Source organism: Pantoea sp. Seng (assembly GCF_009829935.1).
Taxonomy (GTDB): domain Bacteria; phylum Pseudomonadota; class Gammaproteobacteria; order Enterobacterales; family Enterobacteriaceae; genus Pantoea; species Pantoea communis.
Window position 1 is genome coordinate 55,698 of the sequence record NZ_SZZV01000023.1, and the last position, 21,266, is coordinate 76,963.

Annotated in this window: 16 protein-coding genes and 1 pseudogene; 5 read left to right on the plus strand and 12 right to left on the minus strand. The window is 54.4% G+C overall.

Features of this window, described 5'->3' with window-relative positions; all coding sequences use genetic code 11:
* Positions 1-6: 6 nt before the first annotated feature.
* The 4 genes from FD737_RS20490 to aaeX all read right to left on the minus strand — a co-directional run bounded on the left by FD737_RS20490 (position 7) and on the right by aaeX (position 4,679).
* Positions 7-1,461, minus strand: a complete 1,455-nt coding sequence (locus FD737_RS20490; protein WP_160834433.1) for an NAD-dependent succinate-semialdehyde dehydrogenase — start codon at positions 1,459-1,461, stop codon at positions 7-9.
* Between the two features lie 111 nt (positions 1,462-1,572).
* Complete coding sequence (aaeB, locus tag FD737_RS20495) at positions 1,573-3,525, minus strand: p-hydroxybenzoic acid efflux pump subunit AaeB (protein WP_160834434.1); 1,953 nt, start codon at positions 3,523-3,525, stop codon at positions 1,573-1,575.
* Positions 3,526-3,536: 11 nt separating this feature from the next.
* Positions 3,537-4,466, minus strand: coding sequence for a p-hydroxybenzoic acid efflux pump subunit AaeA (aaeA, locus tag FD737_RS20500; RefSeq protein ID WP_058959562.1), 930 nt, complete (start codon positions 4,464-4,466; stop codon positions 3,537-3,539).
* Between the two features lie 9 nt (positions 4,467-4,475).
* On the minus strand, positions 4,476-4,679 hold the full coding sequence (gene aaeX / locus FD737_RS20505) for a p-hydroxybenzoic acid efflux pump operon protein AaeX (protein ID WP_021508145.1): 204 nt from the start codon (positions 4,677-4,679) through the stop codon (positions 4,476-4,478).
* A 258-nt stretch (positions 4,680-4,937) separates the two neighbouring features.
* On the opposite strand from aaeX, the gene aaeR reads away from it, so the two are divergent.
* Entirely contained in the window at positions 4,938-5,855 is a 918-nt protein-coding gene (aaeR, locus tag FD737_RS20510; protein WP_160834435.1) for an HTH-type transcriptional activator AaeR, read from the plus strand.
* Positions 5,856-6,097: 242 nt separating this feature from the next.
* On the opposite strand, the gene tldD is transcribed toward aaeR, so the two are convergent.
* The 8 genes from tldD to csrD form a co-directional block, all read right to left on the minus strand.
* Complete coding sequence (gene tldD / locus FD737_RS20515; RefSeq protein WP_160834436.1) at positions 6,098-7,543, minus strand: metalloprotease TldD; 1,446 nt, start codon at positions 7,541-7,543, stop codon at positions 6,098-6,100.
* A gap of 64 nt (positions 7,544-7,607) precedes the next feature.
* Complete coding sequence (gene yhdP, locus FD737_RS20520; RefSeq protein ID WP_160834437.1) at positions 7,608-11,426, minus strand: AsmA2 domain-containing protein YhdP; 3,819 nt, start codon at positions 11,424-11,426, stop codon at positions 7,608-7,610.
* A 47-nt stretch (positions 11,427-11,473) separates the two neighbouring features.
* The gene (gene rng / locus FD737_RS20525; protein WP_038644369.1) at positions 11,474-12,943 is read right to left on the minus strand and encodes a ribonuclease G; all 1,470 of its coding nucleotides are present in this window, start codon (positions 12,941-12,943) and stop codon (positions 11,474-11,476) included.
* The gene (locus tag FD737_RS20530; protein ID WP_034830874.1) at positions 12,933-13,526 is read right to left on the minus strand and encodes a nucleoside triphosphate pyrophosphatase; all 594 of its coding nucleotides are present in this window, start codon (positions 13,524-13,526) and stop codon (positions 12,933-12,935) included. The genes rng and FD737_RS20530 overlap by 11 nt, the downstream gene beginning before the upstream one ends.
* An 8-nt stretch (positions 13,527-13,534) precedes the next feature.
* A complete protein-coding gene (gene mreD / locus FD737_RS20535) occupies positions 13,535-14,023 on the minus strand; it encodes a rod shape-determining protein MreD (RefSeq protein WP_034830875.1) in 489 nt (162 codons plus the stop codon).
* The gene (gene mreC, locus FD737_RS20540) at positions 14,020-15,054 is read right to left on the minus strand and encodes a rod shape-determining protein MreC (RefSeq protein WP_034830877.1); all 1,035 of its coding nucleotides are present in this window, start codon (positions 15,052-15,054) and stop codon (positions 14,020-14,022) included. The genes mreD and mreC overlap by 4 nt, the downstream gene beginning before the upstream one ends.
* Before the next feature lie 145 nt (positions 15,055-15,199).
* Positions 15,200-16,243, minus strand: coding sequence for a rod shape-determining protein MreB (gene mreB, locus FD737_RS20545; protein ID WP_007891976.1), 1,044 nt, complete (start codon positions 16,241-16,243; stop codon positions 15,200-15,202).
* A gap of 310 nt (positions 16,244-16,553) precedes the next feature.
* The gene (csrD, locus tag FD737_RS20550) at positions 16,554-18,500 is read right to left on the minus strand and encodes an RNase E specificity factor CsrD (RefSeq protein WP_160834438.1); all 1,947 of its coding nucleotides are present in this window, start codon (positions 18,498-18,500) and stop codon (positions 16,554-16,556) included.
* Positions 18,501-18,827: 327 nt separating this feature from the next.
* Here csrD and msrP point away from each other — a divergent pair, with 327 nt between their 5' ends.
* The 4 genes and pseudogenes from msrP to FD737_RS20570 form a co-directional block, all read left to right on the plus strand.
* Positions 18,828-19,832 carry a protein-methionine-sulfoxide reductase catalytic subunit MsrP gene (gene msrP, locus FD737_RS20555; protein WP_160834439.1) on the plus strand — a complete coding sequence of 335 codons (1,005 nt, stop codon included), beginning with the start codon at positions 18,828-18,830 and terminating at the stop codon, positions 19,830-19,832.
* Entirely contained in the window at positions 19,833-20,435 is a 603-nt protein-coding gene (msrQ, locus tag FD737_RS20560; RefSeq protein ID WP_034831066.1) for a protein-methionine-sulfoxide reductase heme-binding subunit MsrQ, read from the plus strand.
* 232 nt (positions 20,436-20,667) lie between these two features.
* Positions 20,668-21,120, plus strand: coding sequence for a type II 3-dehydroquinate dehydratase (gene aroQ / locus FD737_RS20565; RefSeq protein WP_058959566.1), 453 nt, complete (start codon positions 20,668-20,670; stop codon positions 21,118-21,120).
* Positions 21,121-21,141: 21 nt separating this feature from the next.
* Positions 21,142-21,266 (plus strand): annotated as a pseudogene (locus FD737_RS20570) (acetyl-CoA carboxylase biotin carboxyl carrier protein); the annotation flags it as partial.

Below are 21,266 nucleotides of genomic sequence, written 5' to 3' on the forward strand. Positions count from 1 at the left end.
CGCCCGTCAGGCAAGCCCACCAATATGCAGCGCTTTCACTTCCAGGTACTCTTCCATTCCCAGCACCGATCCTTCACGTCCCAAACCGGACTCTTTTACACCGCCAAACGGTGCCAGTTCAGTGGATACGGCGCACTCATTAATGCCAATCATCCCGGCCTCCAGCGCCGCCGAGACGCGGAACACCCGTTGCAGATTTTGCGTATAGAAATAGGCGGCTAATCCGTATTCCGTGTTATTGGCGCGCTGAATGACATCGGCTTCATCATCAAAGCGGAAGCAGGCGGCGACCGGACCAAAGGTCTCTTCCTGGGCCAGCTTCATCCCCTCATGCGCCTCGGCAATCACCGTCGGCTGCCAGAAGTTGCCTCCCAGCGGATGACGCTCGCCGCCAATCAGCAACTTACCGCCTTTGCTCAGCGCATCCTTAACGTGCTCTTCTACTTTTTCCAGCGCCGACTGCTCGATCAGCGGGCCGACTATCACGCCTTCCTCTACGCCATTACCCACTTTCAGCTTGCCCACGGCATCGGCCAGTTGATTGACGAAACGATCGTAGACCGCGTTGTGTACATAAAAGCGGTTAACGCTGACACAGACCTGGCCCGCATTGCGGAATTTGTTGGCTATTGCGCCCTGTACCGCCGCCTCAATATCCGCATCCTCAAACACGATATAGGGTGCATTGCCACCCAGCTCCATCGAGACTTTCTTCATGGTGTCCGCGGCATTGCGCATCAGCGTTTTGCCCACGGCGGTTGAACCGGTGAACGAGATTTTACGTACAGCCGGGCTCGACATAATGGCGTCGCTGATGGCATGAGTATCGCCCGCCACCGCATTCAATACGCCGTCGGGCACACCGGCTTCCTGCGCCAGCGCGGCTAACGCAAAGGCACACAGCGGAGTGTTATTGGCCGGTTTGATGATGCCGGTGCAGCCTGCTGCCAGCGCCGGGCCAAGCTTGCGTGTCAGCATCGCCATCGGGAAATTCCACGGCGTGATAGCCGCCACCACACCAATCGGTTCACGTGTTGCCAAAATGCGTGATCCGGGTTTTGCTGGCGGGATGATTTCGCCGTTGGCACGTTTAGCTTGCTCGGCAAACCATTGAATAAAGCTGGCGGCGTACTCGACTTCGCCTTCGGCTTCTTTCAGGGGTTTGCCCTGCTCGGCGGTCATCAGTTGCCCGAGCCAGCTTTTGTTCTCAATCATCAGTTGATACCAGCGATTAAGAATCTCTGCGCGCTGTTTCGCGGTTTTATCACGCCATGCCGGAAAAGCCTGCTGAGCGGCAGCGATGGCCCGCTCGGTTTCCGCCTTACCCGCGCGTGCGACTTTTGCCAGCACTTCGCCGGTTGCCGGATTAGTGACGTCAAAGGTGGCACTGGCGTTGTGCCACTGGCCCGCAGCGAAATAGCCGGTTTTAAACAGCGCGTGTTGTTGTAGAGAGGTGGACATTATTCTTCTCCTGCTAGTTTGCATCCTGTCAGGAAAGTATAGATGCCAATATCATCGGGTTTTGTGTCAGCGTGGGATCAAAAAGGCCGCTGCAACGTGCAGCGGCCGATTTCAGATTTGGATGAGGGTGTTTTGGTATTTATCCAGCATCAACGAGAGCCGTTTCACCGGTTCGGTAACGCTCTCCGGTGCCGAATAGTGATGGAGCTTTTCCTGATAAATCTCCAGTTCCTTCAACAAACGCTCAAAGTAGTAGCGCCGCTTGTCATCGCTAGTGGCTGAAATCACGCGATCGGCGGTGTATCGCAACTGACGGTGATAAGCCGAAAGCTCCGCGTTAACCGGGACTTCAGCATTACGCAGTCGCTGATGACCGATAATCAGCGTCAGCGCGATGCGGTATTTGTCGATATCGCCGGGGAACAGATTGAGCAGCAGGAACAGCTGCTGATAGAGCGCGGGCAGATGATTCTCGCGACGGCGCGCCTGATTGGTGGTCAAGGCCGCCACAGCCGCATACATAAAGCGATTCAGCAGTTTACGGCCGGTACGTGCTTTGGATTTATCGCGAATCAGCAGAATCACCATCATCGCCACAAAGCTGCCGATCCACTGGCCCAACGCATTATCGAGGAAGACGTTGAACTCAAACTTCATCGGATTATCCAGCACCAGCACGTTGATGGTGCCAATCAACGCACCTAACGTACCAATCTGGCGTCGTTGCACGAAGATACCGCCGATAAACCCGAGTGCGCCAATCGCGATACACAACAACAACGCGCTTTGCTGGGTAGCTGGCAGGATATAGATGAAGTAGAGCATGCCGAGTGGTACGGCGAAGGCCATACCGTAGAAGAAGTCTTTCGCCATCATCAACGGATTCGGCATACGCATCGCCAGCGCGGTGATGACGGCCAGCATCACCATACAGCCACTGCCCGAAGTCCAGCCGGTATAGAGCCAAAACAGAGAGCCGAGCGCGGTCGCCACAAAGGTACGCACGCCGTTGATCATCGCATGATGGGTTTCCGCCGAACGTGCCTGAATCACCACTTCGCGCTGCAGGATACTCTCTTCCAGCGTGGTAATGCGGCTGTTACTGCGTACACCATTAATCAGCAGCAGATACTCTGTTGCTGCGCCGACCCAACTTGCCACCGTCATCGGCACATTTTTGTTGCTGACGCTGATCAAACGACGCATCACCTTCATACGCTTATGCACGTCATCGACGTTATGGACGTCTTTCTCAATCAGCAGGCGATACTGCGTCGGAATATAATCCGGACGAGCGTTTTGAATCAGGAAGGTTTCAGCGGCTTGCGTAATTAACGTCAGCGACAGCGTATTCAGCATCTGTAACCGGCGGCTGGTATTTTTCCAGCGCGAAGATTCCATCAGCAATTGGCTGCGCATGCCGTTGAGTGCCGTGGTGCGACGTACCAGCGCGCTCCAGGTGCGATCCACCTCGTCTTTATCCGCGTGGGCGACACACAATTGCAGCAGTTTGTAATGCGCCACCAGCAGCGAATCGACTTCAGCATCAATCACTTTTTTGATCGAGCGCGGCGAAAACAACATATCCGCAAGAATCGCACACAGAATGCCAATGACGATTTCACTGCAACGTTCAACGGCAAACTGGGGTGCCAGCGTCAAACCGCCACTGGCATCGGCAGTAATCACGATAATCAGTGCCGTGTAACCCGCCAGTCCCAATGCGTAAGAGTTCTCGACCTTAATCAGCGAAGAGAGCCAGACGCACATCCCCGCCCATAAACAGCACAGCAGCAGCATCACCACCGGTGCACGCACCGTGGCGATCATGATAGTGAGGGCGGCAATACAGCCAATAAATGTACCAATGATGCGCAGAATGCCGCGATAGCGCAGTGCGCCAGAATAGGGATCGCCCCCCGCAGCAAAGGCGGTACCACCAGCAACAATGCCGGCGGTCATCACCGCCCAACGCGGCGTTTCCAGATTAAAGTGAAAGCCAATCGTCAGCGCCGCAACCAGCGCAAATGTCAGCTTCACCGGGAAACGCAAAAACTCAATCATAACGCCCTCGCTTAACCAAACTCGCGCAGGCGGTTAAAGAACTGCGTCAACGGCGAGACTTTGGTCTGGCGATCTTTATCACCGGTGATCACTACCGTGGCGGTAGTGCCCGCCGGGAAGCGGTTGCCCGGTTGATCGTCAAGACGAATACGCACCGGTACGCGCTGTGCCAGTCGTACCCATTCGAGGTTGGAATCGATGGTCGCCATACCTTTGCTGTCCACGCTGCTGCTGCTGTTGGTCACGCCCGCCGCGATGCTGTCCACCGTGCCGCGCAATACGGTATTACTGCCCAACGGGGTGATTTCAGCGCGGAAGCCCGGACGCACGCCATCCAGCTTGGTCTCTTCCATATACGCCAGCACGTAGAATGAGTGCTGCTGTACCAATGCCACGGCAACGGAACCACGGGTGATGAACTCGCCCTGATAAACGTTCAGGTTAGTGACCCAGCCATCTGAAGGCGCTTTGATGGTGGTGCGATCCAGGTCGATCACCGCCAAATCGCGTGTTGCCACCGATTTCGCCAGCTGATGTTCGCTGGTTTGCAGATCGTTATTAGCCTGGTCGATGGCTTCACGCGACATGGCACTGGTGCCGAGTTGATTACGGCGCGCCGCTTCACGACGCTTTTCATTGACCAATGCCTGGTAATATTCGACATCCGCCTGGGCTTCATCCAGCGCTTTCTGGTAGCGCGGGCGATCCACGACAAACAGCGTATCCCCCTGTTTCACCAGCTGGTTGTCGTGCACCGGCACGTCAGTGATAAGGCCGGTCACGTCCGGCGAGATCGCCACCACATCAGCGGAGAATTTGGCGTCACGCGTCCAGGGCGATTCGGTGTAGAACACCCAGGCGCGGAAGATGATCACGATTGCGATGATAACCAGCAGGATAGTAATCGCGTAACGCGCGATTTTTCTTATGAGCGCTTTCACTTAAAAACCTCAGACGAATAGACGGGATACAAGGTAAAACACGCAGCAATACAACGCTGTGTTAAAAAGTGCCGGATGCCACACCAGGTCATAAATTCCGCTGGGCGTCAGCACGCGTTTCACCAGCCAGAACAGCGCCAGAGAAACCAGTAGTTCAATGAAGATGGGCGGAAAACTCAGCCCGAATACGACAAATACCGGAAGCACACTCATTACGGTTCCTTAGTTCGACCTTGCCGGATTGCACCGATACCTGCCCTCATGCCGCATGGCACGTCGGGTTGAGAATCAGGGGATGATTGGGAGACTGATGGCAACATTCAGGCCGCGTTGAGCTAATGATAGCGTATCATCGTGTAAACACAGCCGTGTTAAGGTGCGGTGAACAGACCCAGCGTGCGTATAGTAACGCGCATGACTATACGTTTTCTACATATTGTGAGCTAAATCACTTTTTAGCCAGAGTAAACAATGGAACGACTTAAAGGCATGTCCATTTTCGCCAAAGTGGTTGAATTAGGTTCTTTTACCGCCGCGGCACGTCAGCTTCATCTTAGCGTTTCGTCAATCAGCCAAATTGTCGCCAAACTGGAAGATGAGTTGCAGGTCAAATTGTTAAATCGCAGTACGCGCAGCATTGGTCTGACCGAAGCAGGTAAGATTTACTATCAGGGCTGCCGCCGCATGCTGGCTGAAGCGTCTCAGGTGCACGAACAGCTTTATGCCTTTAATAATACGCCGATCGGTATTCTGCGTATCGGCTGCTCCTCCACCATGGCGCAAAATGTGTTGTCTGCAATGACCAGCGATATGCTACGTGAATATCCTGGTCTGAGCGTCAATCTGGTTACCGGCATTCCCGCGCCAGATTTGATCGCTAACGGCTTGGATCTCGTGGTCCGCGTAGGCTCGTTGCAAGATTCAAATCTGTTCTCACGCCGACTGGGCGCGATGCCGATGGTGGTCTGTGCCGCAAAAAGTTATCTGGCACAGCATGGCACGCCAGACAAACCGGGTGAAATCGATAATTTTTCATGGCTGGAGTACAGCGTACGCCCGGATAACACCTTTGAACTGGTCGCGCCGGAAGGGTTGGTGACGCGGCTGACGCCACAAGGGCGCTTCGTGACTAATGATTCACAGACGCTGATTCGCTGGCTGAAAGCCGGTTGCGGCATCGCCTATGTCCCCCTGATGTGGGTGATTGATGAGATTAACGCCGGGGAGATCGATATTCTGTTCCCGCAATATCACTCAGAACCGCGTCCGGTGTATGCGCTCTATACCGAGAAAGACAAGATGCCGTTGAAGGTGCAGGTATGTATCGATTATCTGACCGAGTACTTTAAGCAGGTGGCGCAACAGTACCAGCAGCATCGTAAGAGTTAACGGTCTGGGCGCCATACAGGGTGTCCCTACGATGCGCGAAACGACTATTTGTAAGGTGCGCCATAGGGAAACTCAGACTGTTCGATAATCTGTAGAGTCCGCCATGCGAACATCAACTTACGGTCATTCGTAGAGGCCGCCGTGGAATCATCAGACTCCACGGCCATTCGAAATGGTGCGTCATGGGGACATCAGACTTTACTGTCATTCGGAAGGTGCGCATTGATGCGCACCAGGAATGATTATGCAGTTCCGCCGACGGTGATTTTATCCAGCTTCAGGGTTGGCTGGCCGACGCCGACCGGCACACTCTGCCCCTCTTTACCGCACACGCCAACGCCTTTATCCAGCGCCAGATCGTTACCGACCATTGAGATCTGCTGCATTGCTTCAATACCCGAACCAATCAGCGTGGCACCTTTCACCGGCGTGGTGACTTTGCCGTTTTCAATCAGATAGGCTTCTGAAGTTGAGAACACAAACTTGCCGGAGGTGATATCCACCTGACCGCCACCAAAGTTTGGTGCATATATCCCGTACTCAACGCTGGAAATGATGTCCTGCGACGTGGATTTGCCCGCCAGCATATAGGTGTTGGTCATACGCGGCATCGGCAAGTGCGCATAGGATTCACGACGTCCGTTACCGGTTGGCGGTACGCCCATCAGACGCGCGTTAAGCTTGTCCTGCATATAGCCTTTGAGCACGCCGTTTTCGATCAGGACGTTATACTGGCCTGGCACGCCTTCATCATCCACTGCCAGTGAGCCGCGCAGGCCTTCGATAGTGCCATCGTCAACCACGGTGCAGAGTTCAGAGGCCACCAGCTGCCCCATTTTACCGCTGAAGACCGACGTTTCACGACGATTGAAATCGCCTTCCAGACCATGACCGACTGCTTCATGCAGCAGCACGCCCGGCCAGCCAGCGCCCAATACCACCGGCAAGGTGCCCGCAGGCGCGGCCACGGCAGACAGGTTCACCAGCGCCAGACGCACCGCTTCACGCGCCCATGCATCGGCACGTACATCACCGTTTTCATCGGCATAGAAGAACTCATAACCGGTACGCGCGCCGCCGCCGCTGGAGCCGCGTTCACGTTTACCCTGATCTTCCACCTGCACGCTGATCGACAGACGCACCAGTGGGCGGATATCCGCAGCCAGCGTACCATCGGTCGCCGCCACCAGCACCTGCTCGTACACGCCAGTCAGGCTGGCATTGACTTCCTGCACGCGCGGATCGGCCGCACGTGCCACGGTATCAACACGATGCAGCAGTGCAATTTTGTCTTCGCGCGTCAGGCTGTCCAGCGGATTCACCGGCGCATATAGCGAACGGTTGATCACAGCTGAAAGTGTATGCGCTTTGCCATTGCCCTGCTCACGCACAATACTGCGCGCGGCTTCAGAAGACTGGCGCAGGGCGTTCAGGGTGATTTGGTCTGCGTAAGCGAAACCGGTTTTCTCACCACTGATAGCACGCACACCGACACCCTGGTCAATGTGGTAAGAACCATCTTTAATGATTTTGTCTTCCAGCACCCAGGATTCATGGAAACTGGACTGGAAGTAGAGGTCGGCATAATCCAGACGACGTTCTGAAAGCTGCCCTAACAGGGAAAAAAGGTCCTGCTGATTAATGCTGTTCGCAGCTAGTAACTGCTCACTTACCAGATTCAGAGTCATCGTTTCTCACTCATTATGTGCTCGGATAGTCATAGCCTGCGGCAATTCCCCGACGGCGTCAAATTCACTTCTTGTCGTCTTCGCGCGGTTTGCGCAGCACTTCATTGATTTCCGGTTTATCCAACGGTCCGCTAATGTGATAACGCAGTAGCGAGATCTTATTCCACAGCGGGCCCAATACTTTACTGGCGGCAAATACGGCGGCCCCGATCACCGGGTTGACCACAAAGGCCGTTGCCACTCCCACCGAAGCGGAGATCTCAGGGGCAACGACCGCTTCCATATCAATCTGGCGTTTTGCCAGGTCGATCTGCCCCTGCATGGCGATATCCGCTTCAAGGCCATCAACCAGCAGGTTATCCGTGTGCATCACACCGTTTTCGATCCACGCCGTGCCGTTAATTGAATCGAAATAGAAGCCTTCACTGAAGGTGTCACTGAAATCGAAGCGCAGCTTGCGCAGCAAGGCGTCAAAACTCATCAGGCGCAACAACTGCCCCGCACGCCCGGTGTTCACATCCGCAATCTGGCCTTTGCCAAAATGGGTTTTCAGCGTACCGCTCAACGTTTCCGCTGAAGGCTGCCACGGGGCGGAACGCCAGTGCAGGTCATAATCCACGTTAAACGGCGCGTCACGAAGTGGGGTATTCATCCCAAACCAGTTAACGGCATCATTAATGTTTTTACCGCTCAGACTGCCTTTTAATGAGGTACGCTGATTGCCCGGCTTATTGACCCATTCTCCGTTGATCTTCAGCTTTGCACTGCCGGAATCCACGCTACCGTTAGTAAGTGCTAACGTATCTCCCTGCGGCTGTAATCTGGCCTGCATATGTCCAAACTTCTGCCCGCGCAGCCAGCACTCATCACAGTTTAGCTGCATCGCTGGCCAGTTACTGAAGTCTACTGTGCTGCTGTTGTCACCCAACGGCGAGGCGTTGTTGTCGCTGCTGTTCGCCCATTCTGGATTGTAGTAAAGATAGCTAAGGTCGATTTGCCATGGCGCATGCTGTGCGGTTTGCAAACTGCCTCGCGCTTCGCGGCTTTCCAGCTGGAGTTGTGTGTTGCCGGTCGGCCCTTGCGTGACGGTGGCATTAACGTCATGCCACTGCTGGCCACCGAGCATAAGTGCCGGTGTCCGCAGAGTTACATCGCCTGGTAACAGCGCGCCGCCGACTTCCGTTTCGCCCTGAGCATTACGCGAACCACTGCTTCCCGCCAGCAGCCCCATCCAGGCTTCACCATCCAGCGGCGGTAAATTGAGTTCCATCCCGCGTTTTTCTGGCAGCTTCGGCGTGCTTTTCGCATCGTTGAGCCAGATGCCGCGATCCACGCGCAGCTGAGGTTCGAGAATCCAGCGGCTGTTAAAACGGTTATGCTCGCGCACGCTGCCGCTTAGCGTGAATCCTTTCAGATCACCGGTGGCGTTAATGGCGATCGGCATCGCTTCGCCCGCCTGCTTATCCAGTGGCGAAGGTAAGTGACTACTTACTGTTTTTGCATCGCCCTGCAAATCGACTTTATAGGTCGCGCCCCCTTTGTGTGGCAGCGTGATGTCGACATTGCCCTGCCACGGCAGACTGCCGCTCAATTGACTGCTGACGCTGGTTGGCAACACTTTCAGTTTCGACGGCTGCCAGTCGCCCAGCAGCTTCACGTTGACACCGAAGTTGTCAGGGTTTTCGGTAGTGGTAAAACTGACGCCAGTGGGCTGACCAAACCAGTTGGCCTGCATCTCTTCACTTTCGAGATTGCCGTTGTTGTAACGGAAACGTCCGGTGAGGTTTTCCAGCGTGGTGTTTAACGGCTTAATGTGCAGGCTGTTATTGTTCATCACCACATTACCGCTGGCATGTACCAATTCACCATCCAGCGGAATATCGAGATTCAATGAACCGCGCACATTGCCACCGATTTGCAACTGCTGCAGTGCCGCGCCCAACGTCGATTTCAGAGGCGTCTGTTCGAAGTAATCGGCAATCTGCTTGCCCTGACCGCTAAGATCGCCATTAATAATCAACTTCTCTTTGAGGTAGTCCGGGATCACCGCGCTGACGTTACGCGCATCCACTTCTCCCAATTTGGTTTTCTCGGCTTTCATCCACAGGCCGTCGTTAACAAAATCGAGGTCGATATCGAGGTTTTCCAGCGCGGGCCAACCGGGCTGGAACTGGAAGGTGGATTGACGCAGCGGCACCCATACTTCAAACATGCCGTCATTGTGCTTAAACGGGAACAGGCTGGGATTACCGGCGAACAACAGCGTGGCATTGTCCACCTTCCCGCCTTTGATCGACTCGCTGAGGAAATGGGTCAGATCATGGCCCATTAGCGGTTCCGGGAAGTAGCGCCAGGCATCACCCGCATCGGTGACGCGAATGCCCGCCAGAATATTCAGCTGTGGCGCTTTGCCGATATTTTGCTGATAGCGGAAATCACCGCGCGCCCACAGGGAACGTGCCTGAACATCAAGATTCTGACCGTCCAGCGTCAGGCCGCTGGCATCGCGCTGCCAGTTCAGTTTGCCAGTGATCTGTTGAATTTGCAGTGGCGCCTGGAACATGTCGCCATAAGGCACTTCCGCTTGTCCCATCGCCACATCCAACCGACCGTTACTCACGCTGCCGCTGGCGGTACCGTTTAGATTGCTGATCCCTGGCAACAGCTCCCAATGCTGCCACGCCAGGTTGCGCCATTTGGCTTGCAGGCGGGTTTGTTCGTGCTGATTGAGCGGAATATCCAGCGCCAGCGCATCGATGTTGCCGCGCGGCTGCAATGCACGCCAGTTATCCAGTAACGCAGGGGATAAGGGTTTGAACAGCGGCACCAACGGTGCCAGACGCTCCAGATCCAGTTGCGTGGCACGCACACGCACCTCCGCACCACTGTTGACGCCCAGCATCTGCTGGTCTTCCGGCTTCCACAGAAGTGAGAAGTGCCCCGGCGCCCAGGCGATGCCATCGGTGCTGAGTCGGGTTTGCGGGACGGACAAACTCCAGCCATTTTGGAAACGCGCCAGATGCGAGGTTAAGCCATCGACCTGCAGTTGGTGATCGCCCTGTTCGCCGCGCCAGCGTGCACCGCCTTTACTGAGCAACAGGTCACCGGCGTAGACATCGCCATCACGCAGATTCACCCATGCCGCCAGGCTGAAACGGGCACTTTCGAGGCTGGTGTTGTCGCGCAGCCACGGACCGATCCACGGACGCACATCGACGTCATCCGCTTGCATCCAGATGCGGCCATCGTTGAGTAATCCGTTGGTATCGTTGAGATCGAGTCGCACCTGCACTACACCATGCTGACCGGTAAAGCTGGAGAGATTGACTTCCCCTTCCGCACGGTGACGCGTGCTTTCGTTGAGCCAGGTCAGGCGCGGAATCGCCAGCTCAGCGTGCTGGCCAGAGGGCGTGAGAAAACGGATGCTGCTATCACGCAGATCAAAGTGGTCAAACTGGCGCAGAAACAGATCGTTGATTTGCGCCGGCTTAAAGCTATTTTTTTGTTGATCGCTGGTGAGCAGCGGATGATTGGTTTCGAGACGCAGTTGCCAGAAGGTAAGATCACGGAACTGCCAGCGCCAGTGCAGCAGCGATTGCCATACGTTAAGCGCCAGATTTACGCGGCCAATGGTGAGTTTGCCATCTTCAGGCATCACAACGTTGAGATTACGCACCTGCAGGGTTGGGCCGAAGTTCTCCCATTTACCCTGCAGCTCGCTGGCATCCACCGTCACTCCGCTGACGCGTGAAATCGTCTGCAGTATGTCGCTGCGATAGCTGTTGAGATGCGGCATCACGAGGCGCAACCCGCTGACTAGCAGCGCCACAATAACGATGATTGCGGCGAGCAGCAGTAACAAAATCCTCGGCAACCGCCTCACACACCTCTCCTTGCTTCCCGTTGAATAACGGCGTTCAGCCTCACGACTTACATCATGACGACGTCAAACTGCTCCTGAGTATAGAGCGGCTCAACATGGACTTTAACCTGCTTACCGACAAAGATTTCCACTTCAGCCAGCGCATGTGACTCTTCGCTTTTTAACGCCTCGCCCACTGCCGGGGAAACATAAACGAGGAAACGATCGGAATCATAAGCATGATGCACACGCACGATTTCGCGCATGATTTCGTAGCAGACCGTTTCCACCGTTTTCAGCGTGCCGCGCCCTTTGCACACCGGGCAATCGGCACAGAGCACATGTTCAATACTTTCCCGCGTGCGTTTGCGCGTCATTTCCACCAGACCGAGCGCCGAGAAGCCGTTGATACCGGTTTTCACCCGATCTTTGCTCAGCGCACTTTCCAGCGAATGCAGTACGCGGCGACGATGGTCGTCATTACTCATGTCGATAAAATCGATGATGATAATGCCGCCCAAATTGCGCAGACGCAGTTGGCGAGCAATCGCCTGTGTGGCTTCAATGTTGGTGTTGAAGATGGTTTCGTCGAGATTACGATGCCCAACAAATGCACCGGTATTAATATCGACGGTGGTCATGGCTTCGGTTTGATCGATGATCAGATAGCCGCCCGACTTGAGTTCAACCTTGCGCTCCAGTGAGCGCTGGATTTCATTCTCAACATCAAACAGATCGAAGATTGGCTGTTTGCCGCTGTACAGCTCCAGCTTGCTGGCCATTTCCGGGATATATTCGCCGGTAAATTCCACCAGCAGATCGCAGGTCAGACGTGAATCAACGCGAATGCGATCCAGCGCTGCGCCGGCAAAGTCGCGCAGCACGCGCTGTGCCAACGCTAACTCGCCGTACAGCAGACAGCGCGTCTGGTTACGTTTCTTACGCTCGCTGACTTTGGTCCAGAGACGCTTGAGAAACGCGGCATCCTGCGCCAGGTCTTCCTCGCAGATGCCTTCGGCAGCAGTACGAATAATGAAGCCGCCGAGGTCGTCGCAGTAGGCGGAAACGACCGCTTTCAGGCGATCACGCTCCGCTTCGCTTTCAATTCGCTGGGAAACACCCACATGCGATGCGCCTGGCATAAACACCAGATAACGTGAAGGCAGCGTAATATCAGTGGTAAGGCGCGCGCCTTTGGTGCCGAGCGGATCTTTCACCACCTGTACCACTAAATCCTGGCCGGGGCGCACCAACTCACTAATATCGCGTACGACGAAGTTTTTCTTCTCATCACCCGCCACGCATTCGGTGTGCGGCATGATGTCAGAAGCATGCAGAAAGGCGGCTTTATCCATGCCAATATCAACAAATGCGGCCTGCATGCCGGGCAAAACGCGGCTAATGCGACCTTTATAGATATTCCCTACGATACCGCGCCGTGCTTCGCGCTCAATGTGAATTTCCTGCAGAATGCCGCCATCAATATAGGCAACACGGGTTTCAGAAGGTGTAACGTTAACCAGCAGCTCAGCCGTCATCTTGTCCCCTTAACGCACGCAGTGACTGAAAGTGGCTCAGCAACTCATTGGTTTCAACCAGCGGTAATCCCACTACGGCGTGATAGCTTCCATTAATCTTGCGGACAAAATTGCCGCCCAGACCCTGTATTCCGTACGCGCCGGCTTTGTCCATCGGCTCGCCGCTGGCAATATAGTGCGAGATTTCTTCTGCCGTGATATTGCGGAATGTCACATCAGTGGTGACAAGGCAATCCAGCTCGCGTGCACTGTCAGCCAGCGCGACGGCGGTCATCACCTGATGCGTTTGCCCGGAGAGTTGACTCAACATCTGCGCTGCGTGTGCAGCATCGCGCGGCTTTTCCAGCACGTCATTGTTGAGTACCACGATGGTATCTGCACCCAGCACCGGTAAATCCTGCGGCGCGACCGCCACGCCAGCTCGCGCTTTGTCCAAAGCCAGACGGCGAACATACACTTCCGCCGCTTCTTCTGGCTGGCGCTGCTCTTCAACGTCCGTAATCAGACGTTCAAACTGCAGACCCAATTGCGTGAGCAGTTCACGTCGACGCGGTGAACCGGATGCGAGATACAGGCTTATCATAGTCTTCCTTACTGAACAGCGAACTGTCGGCGAATCTTTCTCATTAATAAGAATAGCCAGGGCCATAGAATGCCGTCGACCACACTGCTCCAGAAGATTTCCGGGCGAAATGAGACGTTGATGACCAGGAATTCAGCCCAGAAAACAATGACATCCACCGCGAGCGACAGCACCATAACCATTAATGCCTGCTGCCACAACGCCAGATTTCGGAATAGCTGAAATTTGAAGGCCACCAGATACGCGATGATGCTGAACGCCAGCGCGCGCACCCCCAGCGTCGAACCGGCCACCAGGTCCATCACGGCCCCTAAAAAGAAGCCTGTACCAACATTAACCCGGTGCGGTAATGCCAGAACCCAGTAAACCAGGATCAACAAAAGCCATGAAGGCCGGAACATGTAGATTTGTTCCGGCCAGGGCATGATTTGCAGAATGAGGGCAATCAGAAAGGACAGCCAGATAACCCATCGGCCCTGGCTGCGATATCGACTCAAGGCTGGCCTCCGCGTGTGTTCGCTGGGATCCCTTGCGAACGACTGCTGTTAGCGGGTGCCGGCGGCCCCATTTGCTGCGTAGGCTGCATCATATCCGGTGCCGGTGGGCCCATTTCGCCTGCTGGCGGCAAGACCTGTGGCATCATCTGCATCAGACGCTCATTCGCCACGCGGTGAACTTCATCTGGTGCCATTGGCATGTCGCCATTCTTATCCGCGCCCCACAACAGCAGCAGGTAACGCAGACGTTGCAGGCCAGCCGTCGGATGCGCCTGAATCACGGTGTAGGCACGTTGGGTATCGACTTTCACGGAAGAGACCACGCCAACCGGGTAGCCTTCAGGGAAACGCCCGCCGAGACCTGACGTCACCAGCACATCGCCGACACGAATGTCGGTGTTGCCCGGCAGATGTTCCAGCTGCAAATCTTCACTGCAGCCGTTACCCGCCGCAATCACGCGAATATCATTACGTAACACCTGAATCGGCAACGCATGCGAAGCATCACAAATCAGCAGTACACGGCTGGTCACCTGACCCACAGCCACCACCTGACCCACTACACCTTTATCACTGATCACCGGCTGGCCTTCGTAAACACCGTTTACGCTGCCTTTATCGATAACCACCTGATCGGTATACGGATCGGTGCCGGTTGAAATCACCTGGGTCACCATCTTGTGCTCATCCTGACGCAGCGGCGAGCCGAGCAGCTCACGCAGACGTGCGTTTTCCTGCTTGTATTGCCCCAGCATCAGCAGGTCACTGTTTTTCAGGAAGAGCTCACGGCGCAGCGCTTTGTTTTCCAGCTCGAGCTGCTGGCGTGAAGCCAGCGTTTCTGAGACGCCGTCAAGAAGCTGTCGCGGCCCATTGGCCAGAAAATAAAATGGACTTACCGACGTGTCCAGGTAGTTGCGGATCTGGGAGAAGGAGCTCACGCGGCTGTCTGCGATAATAATCGCGATAGCCACAATGACTGCCAGAAAGAGACGCAACTGCAGGGAAGGCCCCCTGCTAAAAATCGGCTTCATAAATTCTGCGTGTTCCTCGACATCAGGGAAGAAGCGCCAGTCTTATGACTAACGCCTCCAGGGCTGGACGCATCTCGCCGTCGTGCGCAGCGTCGATAGGCGCGACTCCCTGCGCAATTTGACCACGGTCTCAGCCGATGAGGATTTACTCCTCGCTGAACAAATCGCCGCCGTGCATGTCGATCATTTCCAACGCTTTACCACCGCCGCGCGCGACGCAGGTCAGCGGGTCTTCTGCAACGACAACCGGAATACCGGTTTCTTCCATCAGCAGACGATCCAGATTGCGCAGCAATGCGCCACCACCGGTCAGCACCATGCCGCGCTCGGAGATATCAGAAGCCAGTTCTGGTGGGCACTGTTCCAGCGCGACCATCACTGCACTCACGATACCCGTCAACGGCTCTTGCAGCGCTTCGAGGATTTCATTGGAGTTCAGGGTAAAACCACGCGGTACACCTTCTGCCAGGTTACGACCACGTACTTCAATTTCGTGTACTTCATCACCCGGATAGGCAGAACCAATGCCGTGCTTGATACGTTCCGCAGTGGCTTCACCAATCAGTGAACCGTAGTTGCGGCGCACATAGTTAATGATAGCTTCATCGAAGCGGTCACCACCGATACGTACAGAAGAAGAGTAGACCACGCCGTTCAGGGAGATAACGGCCACTTCAGTGGTACCACCACCGATATCCACCACCATCGAACCGGTTGCTTCAGATACCGGCAGGCCTGCACCAATTGCGGCAGCCATCGGCTCTTCAATCAGAAACACTTCGCGCGCGCCTGCACCTTGTGCAGATTCACGGATAGCACGGCGCTCAACCTGAGTGGCGCCAACCGGTACGCAGACCAGCACACGTGGGCTTGGACGCATAAAGCTGTTGCTGTGCACTTGCTTAATGAAGTGCTGGAGCATTTTTTCAGTCACGAAGAAATCGGCGATCACGCCATCTTTCATAGGACGGATGGCCGCGATGTTGCCTGGAGTACGACCCAGCATCTGCTTGGCGTCATGACCTACGGCCGCAACGCTCTTTGGCGAACCGGCACGATCCTGACGAATGGCAACCACGGAAGGCTCGTTCAGCACGATGCCTTGTCCTTTTACGTAAATCAGGGTATTCGCGGTACCCAGGTCAATGGACAAGTCATTGGAAAACATGCCACGAAATTTTTTAAACATACTAAGGGATAATCCTGCAAGCTGGGGGCGGAAAATAAAATCCGCCTACTTTACCAACCACGCGAAGCCGCTACAAGGCGCAAAAACGTTCTGCTTCGGTGAAAAAATACGCTGAATAATTTTTTGGGCCGATTCGCTTATCCCTGGCCGCCGTTAAATAGCGCTAAGCCGCCCTATTAAACGTAAATTCCCCCTTAATCACCGGGCGAATTTCGACATAAAATCTAACATTTCCAGCCATCATAAGCGCGGACGTAATCCACCAAAGGGCAGAAAAAGGCCCCTCAGCGCCACTTTACTGGCTGAAGACCTAAATTCGATAACGTTGTGAATGTTTTTTCACGTTACTGTTCACCGGCAATGATGGGGCAAAGAAGTCGCCCTGCCCACCTGCCACGCCCAGATTCGCCAGCGTTTGCCACTCCGCGCGCGTACGCACGCCCGCAGCAAAAACTTGTGTCGAGGTGGATTTGCACACTTCCAGTAAACTTTGCACAAATAACTGGTTTTCAGTACGACGTTCAATATTACGTACCAGCCCCGGATCGAGTTTAATCACTTCGATTGGGAACTGCTTGATATAAGCACTGCTCACCACGGTCATGCCCGCCTGATCCACCGCCACACGACAACCAAACGCGGTCAACATTTGGAAAACCGGCACTAAGCGATTGATGTGTTGACAAACATCAGCCTCAGCAAGTTCAAATAAAAAACGTTTTCTTTGCGATTTTGTACATTGCAGCAAAAGCTTTTGCAGCCAGCGCTGGAATGGACGCTGTAATAAGGAGTCAATATTGACGGGTAAAGCCAGCGTTTCATCAGGCCACACTTCAGAGAGTGCCGCGATTCGCGTCACCAGTTGGCGATCCCAACTGTCGGTCAAACCCAGTTGCAGCACCAGTGGCATAAACTCGGCCGACACCACTTCTTTGTCGCCATCGAACACGCGCGCCAGCATTTCACGGTGGTGCACTTTGCCATCCAGCAACACAGCCGGTTTTTGGTAAAGACGTGGGCCGCCGCGATTAAGCGTGTTTTCCAGCAGCGTTCGCCAGCGCACACTACCACGTCCCATGTCTAAGGTATTGCCTTCACCGACTGACCAACTGTTACCGCCCTGCAAGGCGGCACGACGGGTCGCCATCTCGACATTTTCCATCACCTGCGGCACGGTTTCTCCGCTGCGCCACGCGCTGATGCCAATGTGGATTAAATCATCGCGATCGACCATACGCATCGGCGGCAATGAGTCGACCGCGTTGATCAACTGATCGGCGATACTGTTGGCCTCTTTGAGCGTGCGGTGCGGCAATAACACGGCAAAATCGCTGCGGAAGTAGCGTGCCAGTAAAGCGCCTGGATATCGCAGAACAAATGTCGACAGCATATTAATCAGGTCAAACAGGTATTCATCCACCAGCGTTTGGCCCAGCGTTTCATGCAGCGTGTCGAGATCGGGCAGGCGCACCATCATCACCACGCCATGCGTGCCCACATCTTCCTGATCTTCCAGCAGCGTGGCTAACTGGTTATCGAAGAACAGGCGGTTATTCAGGCCGGTGCGTGAATCCTGTGCGGCAAACGTACGGATAAGCGTATCAATGCGCAAGCGCTGCTCACCCGCTTCCTGAAGATCGTTAAGCAAAGTGTCAATGGCGCGACTGGCTTTTGGCGGCCATTCGGCATAATGGCCGACGTAGGGCACGCGCTCACCCGCCAGAATACGCTCGGAGCGAGCTTCTAAACGCTCCATGTGCTGCCAGCGACGATTGATCCAGCGATGCGTCATCACCAGTAAAGCCGACATAATCGCCACCACGCTGAGCAGGACAATCAGCGTATAGGCACCGGTAAAGGAACGGAACCAGGTTTTCGCAGGATCGAGTACCACTACACGCAGCTCAAGGCCGGGAGAGTGCACTAACGGAAGATCGAACTGAATAAAACGATTCGGCTCATCTTCGAGCATAGGATTTTCATGGCGAGCGAGTTGAAACACCACGGTATTGCCGTTATGCATCTCAATCTGTTCCGCATTGATCACCGGCATGATGCGCGTCAACCACTGCGTCAGTTCTTGTGGCGATTGCGTTGTCAGCGCTTTATCGACTTCGGTCGCTAGCGTATTGACGCGTGTTTCAACGCGTTGTTGCGATAGCCAGATAAAACTAAAAGCGCAGCCGACCAGCATCAATAACATTGCCAGTAAGCTTAATAATGTAATAAACGCAGAAAACTTAGTTGTTAATCGCATCCCTGTGCCTGTATCACTGCGGTTCTAAACGGTCGCCATCCGACGGCGCCAACCTGCTCATTGGCGTAAACCTGAGCAAAATAGCACAAAACATCGTCTGAATCAGCGCCAGACGCGCATCAAATTAGGCGGTGCGCCATGCTAATCGGACCTGCGGCGCGAGTATAGCCGCAAAGTGTGATGGCTTGCGTTTCACACGGACTTTTTCGTCCTATTCTCAACAGAGCCCGCTTGCCAGGAAATTTCATATTTTTCCGGGCAAAGTGGCGTGTCCAGCGCGAGTTGATCATGCTGAGTACAACACCACCTTTTTCGCCGGAGAATGCCATGAAGCTGAAGCAATACCTTACCGAATCCGACGTGACGCCCGAGAGCATCTTTAATATGCGCCGCCGTCAGGTGTTGAAAGCGCTGGGATTAGGCGCCGCTGCGGCAAGTTTACCCGGCGCGGCGCAGGCAGATGTGCTGAGCTGGTTTAAAGGCAATGACCGTCCACCTGCCCCCGCAGGTCGCGATCTGCAATTTACCAAACCCGCGCAGTATCAGGCCGATCTGCCGATGACACCGTTTGACAAGGTTTCTGGCTATAACAACTTTTATGAGTTTGGTCTGGATAAGGCCGATCCAGCTGCTAACGCCGGCACGCTGAAAACTGAGCCCTGGCAGTTGCGCATTGAAGGTGAAGTGGCGAAACCGATCACGCTGGATATGGACGACATCTTTAAACGTTTTGCCATGGAGCAGCGTATTTATCGCATGCGCTGTGTTGAAGCGTGGTCGATGGTGATCCCTTGGGTGGGCTTTGAGCTGAATAAATTACTCAAACTGGCTGAACCCACCAGCAATGCCCGCTTTATCGCCTTTCAGACGTTATATGCTCCGGACCAGATGCCAGGTCAGAAAGATCGCTTTATTGGCGGTGGGCTGGATTATCCGTATGTGGAAGGGTTGCGTCTTGATGAAGCGATGCACCCTCTCACACTATTAAGCACCGGCGTGTACGGTAAAGCGCTGCCGCCACAGAATGGCGCCCCGATTCGCCTGACGGTGCCGTGGAAATACGGTTTCAAGGGCATCAAGTCCATCGTTAAAATCACCCTGACGCGCGACCAGCCTCCTACCACCTGGAACCAAATCGCCAATAACGAATATGGATTTTATGCCAACGTTAACCCCCATGTGAATCACCCGCGCTGGTCGCAGGCCACCGAGCGTTTTATTGGTTCCGGCGGCATTCTGAATGTCGAACGCCAGCCAACCCTGCTGTTTAACGGCTACGCTAAAGAGGTGGCTTCACTGTATCGCGGGCTCGATTTACGGGAGAACTACTGAGTGCGACTGACGTTACGCCATATCACCCTGTTAAAAGTGGTGCTGCATCTCGCGGCTTTCCTGCCGTTTGTGTATCTGTTTATGGCTGCCAGCCAGGGTTGGTTAAGTGCCGACCCGGCGAAAGATATCCAGCATTTTACCGGCAGAATGGCGTTAAAGTTGCTTTTGGCGACGCTGCTGGTGAGCCCACTCACGCGTTACCTGAAACAGCCTCTGCTGATTCGCACCCGCCGCCTGCTCGGCGTGTGGTGTTTTGCCTGGGCATGTTTGCATTTGACCAGCTATTACCTGTTGGAACTGGGTTATAACCACCTGCAACTGCTGGGTAGTGAGATCGTTTCACGTCCTTATCTGTTACTGGGTATGATCTGCTGGCTGGTGCTGTTTGCCCTCGCCATCACCTCATTTCAACGTGCCCAACGTAAGCTTGGCCGTCGCTGGCAAACCCTGCACAACGGCATCTATCTTGTCGCGATCCTCGCACCTATCCACTATCTTTGGTCGGTGAAAGTCTTCTCCCCGCAGCCCTGGATTTATGCGCTGGTGGCTTTAGTGCTGTTAGGTTGGCGTTACAATAAGTTGCGTAAACTTCTGCATCGATAATCCCCGCATGGTTGTCTTCCTGCTGTGAAATCTGATAAAAGGTGTGGCTTTCGGGCCGCATCGGATCAACTTCGCAGATAAGACCAGTATTTTGCTGCGAATTGCGACGAAACGGATATAATGCCCGGCTTTATTGCAAGCGAAGTCGTCTTTTTCACTCTCAGGAGTGACAAACGACAGATGTCGCGGTATTTTACGCGATGCCTTACTGATTGCAGGAGATAGCAGCAAGATGGCGCACGAATTTCACATACTGCTTTTAAACGGCCCCAACCTGAATTTGTTGGGAACGCGCGAGCCTGAGAAGTATGGGCACACCACGTTGGCAGAAATTGTCAGCGATTTGACCCAGCAGGCCGATCAGCACCATGTGAAATTGAGTCATTTGCAATCGAATGCAGAGTTTCAGTTGATTGATCGTATTCACGAGGCCCGTGGCAATGTGGATTACATCATCATCAACCCGGCTGCATTCACGCATACCAGCGTTGCACTGCGTGATGCCCTGTTGGCGGTTAGCATCCCTTTTATTGAGGTGCATCTCTCGAACGTGCATGCACGTGAGCCGTTCCGACATCACTCCTATCTTTCTGATGTATCTGCTGGCGTCATTTGTGGACTTGGCGCTGATGGATACTCATGGGCTTTACAAACGGCAGTAAAACGCCTGTCACATTCCAATTAAACAGAGTACGGAACCACACTCATGGATATTCGTAAAATTAAGAAACTGATCGAACTGGTAGAAGAGTCTGGCATCTCCGAGCTGGAAATCTCTGAAGGCGAAGAGTCAGTTCGTATCAGCCGTTCACCTGCGAACGCTGGCTATCC

What these genes read in the sequence shown, in the direction of transcription:
- FD737_RS20490 (WP_160834433.1), bottom strand. Translation starts at nt 1,461, where the DNA reads ATGTCCACCTCTCTACAACAACACGCGCTGTTTAAAACCGGCTATTTC.
- aaeB (WP_160834434.1), bottom strand. Translation starts at nt 3,525, where the DNA reads ATGATTGAGTTTTTGCGTTTCCCGGTGAAGCTGACATTTGCGCTGGTT.
- aaeX (WP_021508145.1), bottom strand. Translation starts at nt 4,679, where the DNA reads ATGAGTGTGCTTCCGGTATTTGTCGTATTCGGGCTGAGTTTTCCGCCC.
- aaeR (WP_160834435.1), top strand. Translation starts at nt 4,938, where the DNA reads ATGGAACGACTTAAAGGCATGTCCATTTTCGCCAAAGTGGTTGAATTA.
- tldD (WP_160834436.1), bottom strand. Translation starts at nt 7,543, where the DNA reads ATGACTCTGAATCTGGTAAGTGAGCAGTTACTAGCTGCGAACAGCATT.
- rng (WP_038644369.1), bottom strand. Translation starts at nt 12,943, where the DNA reads ATGACGGCTGAGCTGCTGGTTAACGTTACACCTTCTGAAACCCGTGTT.
- FD737_RS20530 (WP_034830874.1), bottom strand. Translation starts at nt 13,526, where the DNA reads ATGATAAGCCTGTATCTCGCATCCGGTTCACCGCGTCGACGTGAACTG.
- mreC (WP_034830877.1), bottom strand. Translation starts at nt 15,054, where the DNA reads ATGAAGCCGATTTTTAGCAGGGGGCCTTCCCTGCAGTTGCGTCTCTTT.
- mreB (WP_007891976.1), bottom strand. Translation starts at nt 16,243, where the DNA reads ATGTTTAAAAAATTTCGTGGCATGTTTTCCAATGACTTGTCCATTGAC.
- csrD (WP_160834438.1), bottom strand. Translation starts at nt 18,500, where the DNA reads ATGCGATTAACAACTAAGTTTTCTGCGTTTATTACATTATTAAGCTTA.
- msrP (WP_160834439.1), top strand. Translation starts at nt 18,828, where the DNA reads ATGAAGCTGAAGCAATACCTTACCGAATCCGACGTGACGCCCGAGAGC.
- aroQ (WP_058959566.1), top strand. Translation starts at nt 20,668, where the DNA reads ATGGCGCACGAATTTCACATACTGCTTTTAAACGGCCCCAACCTGAAT.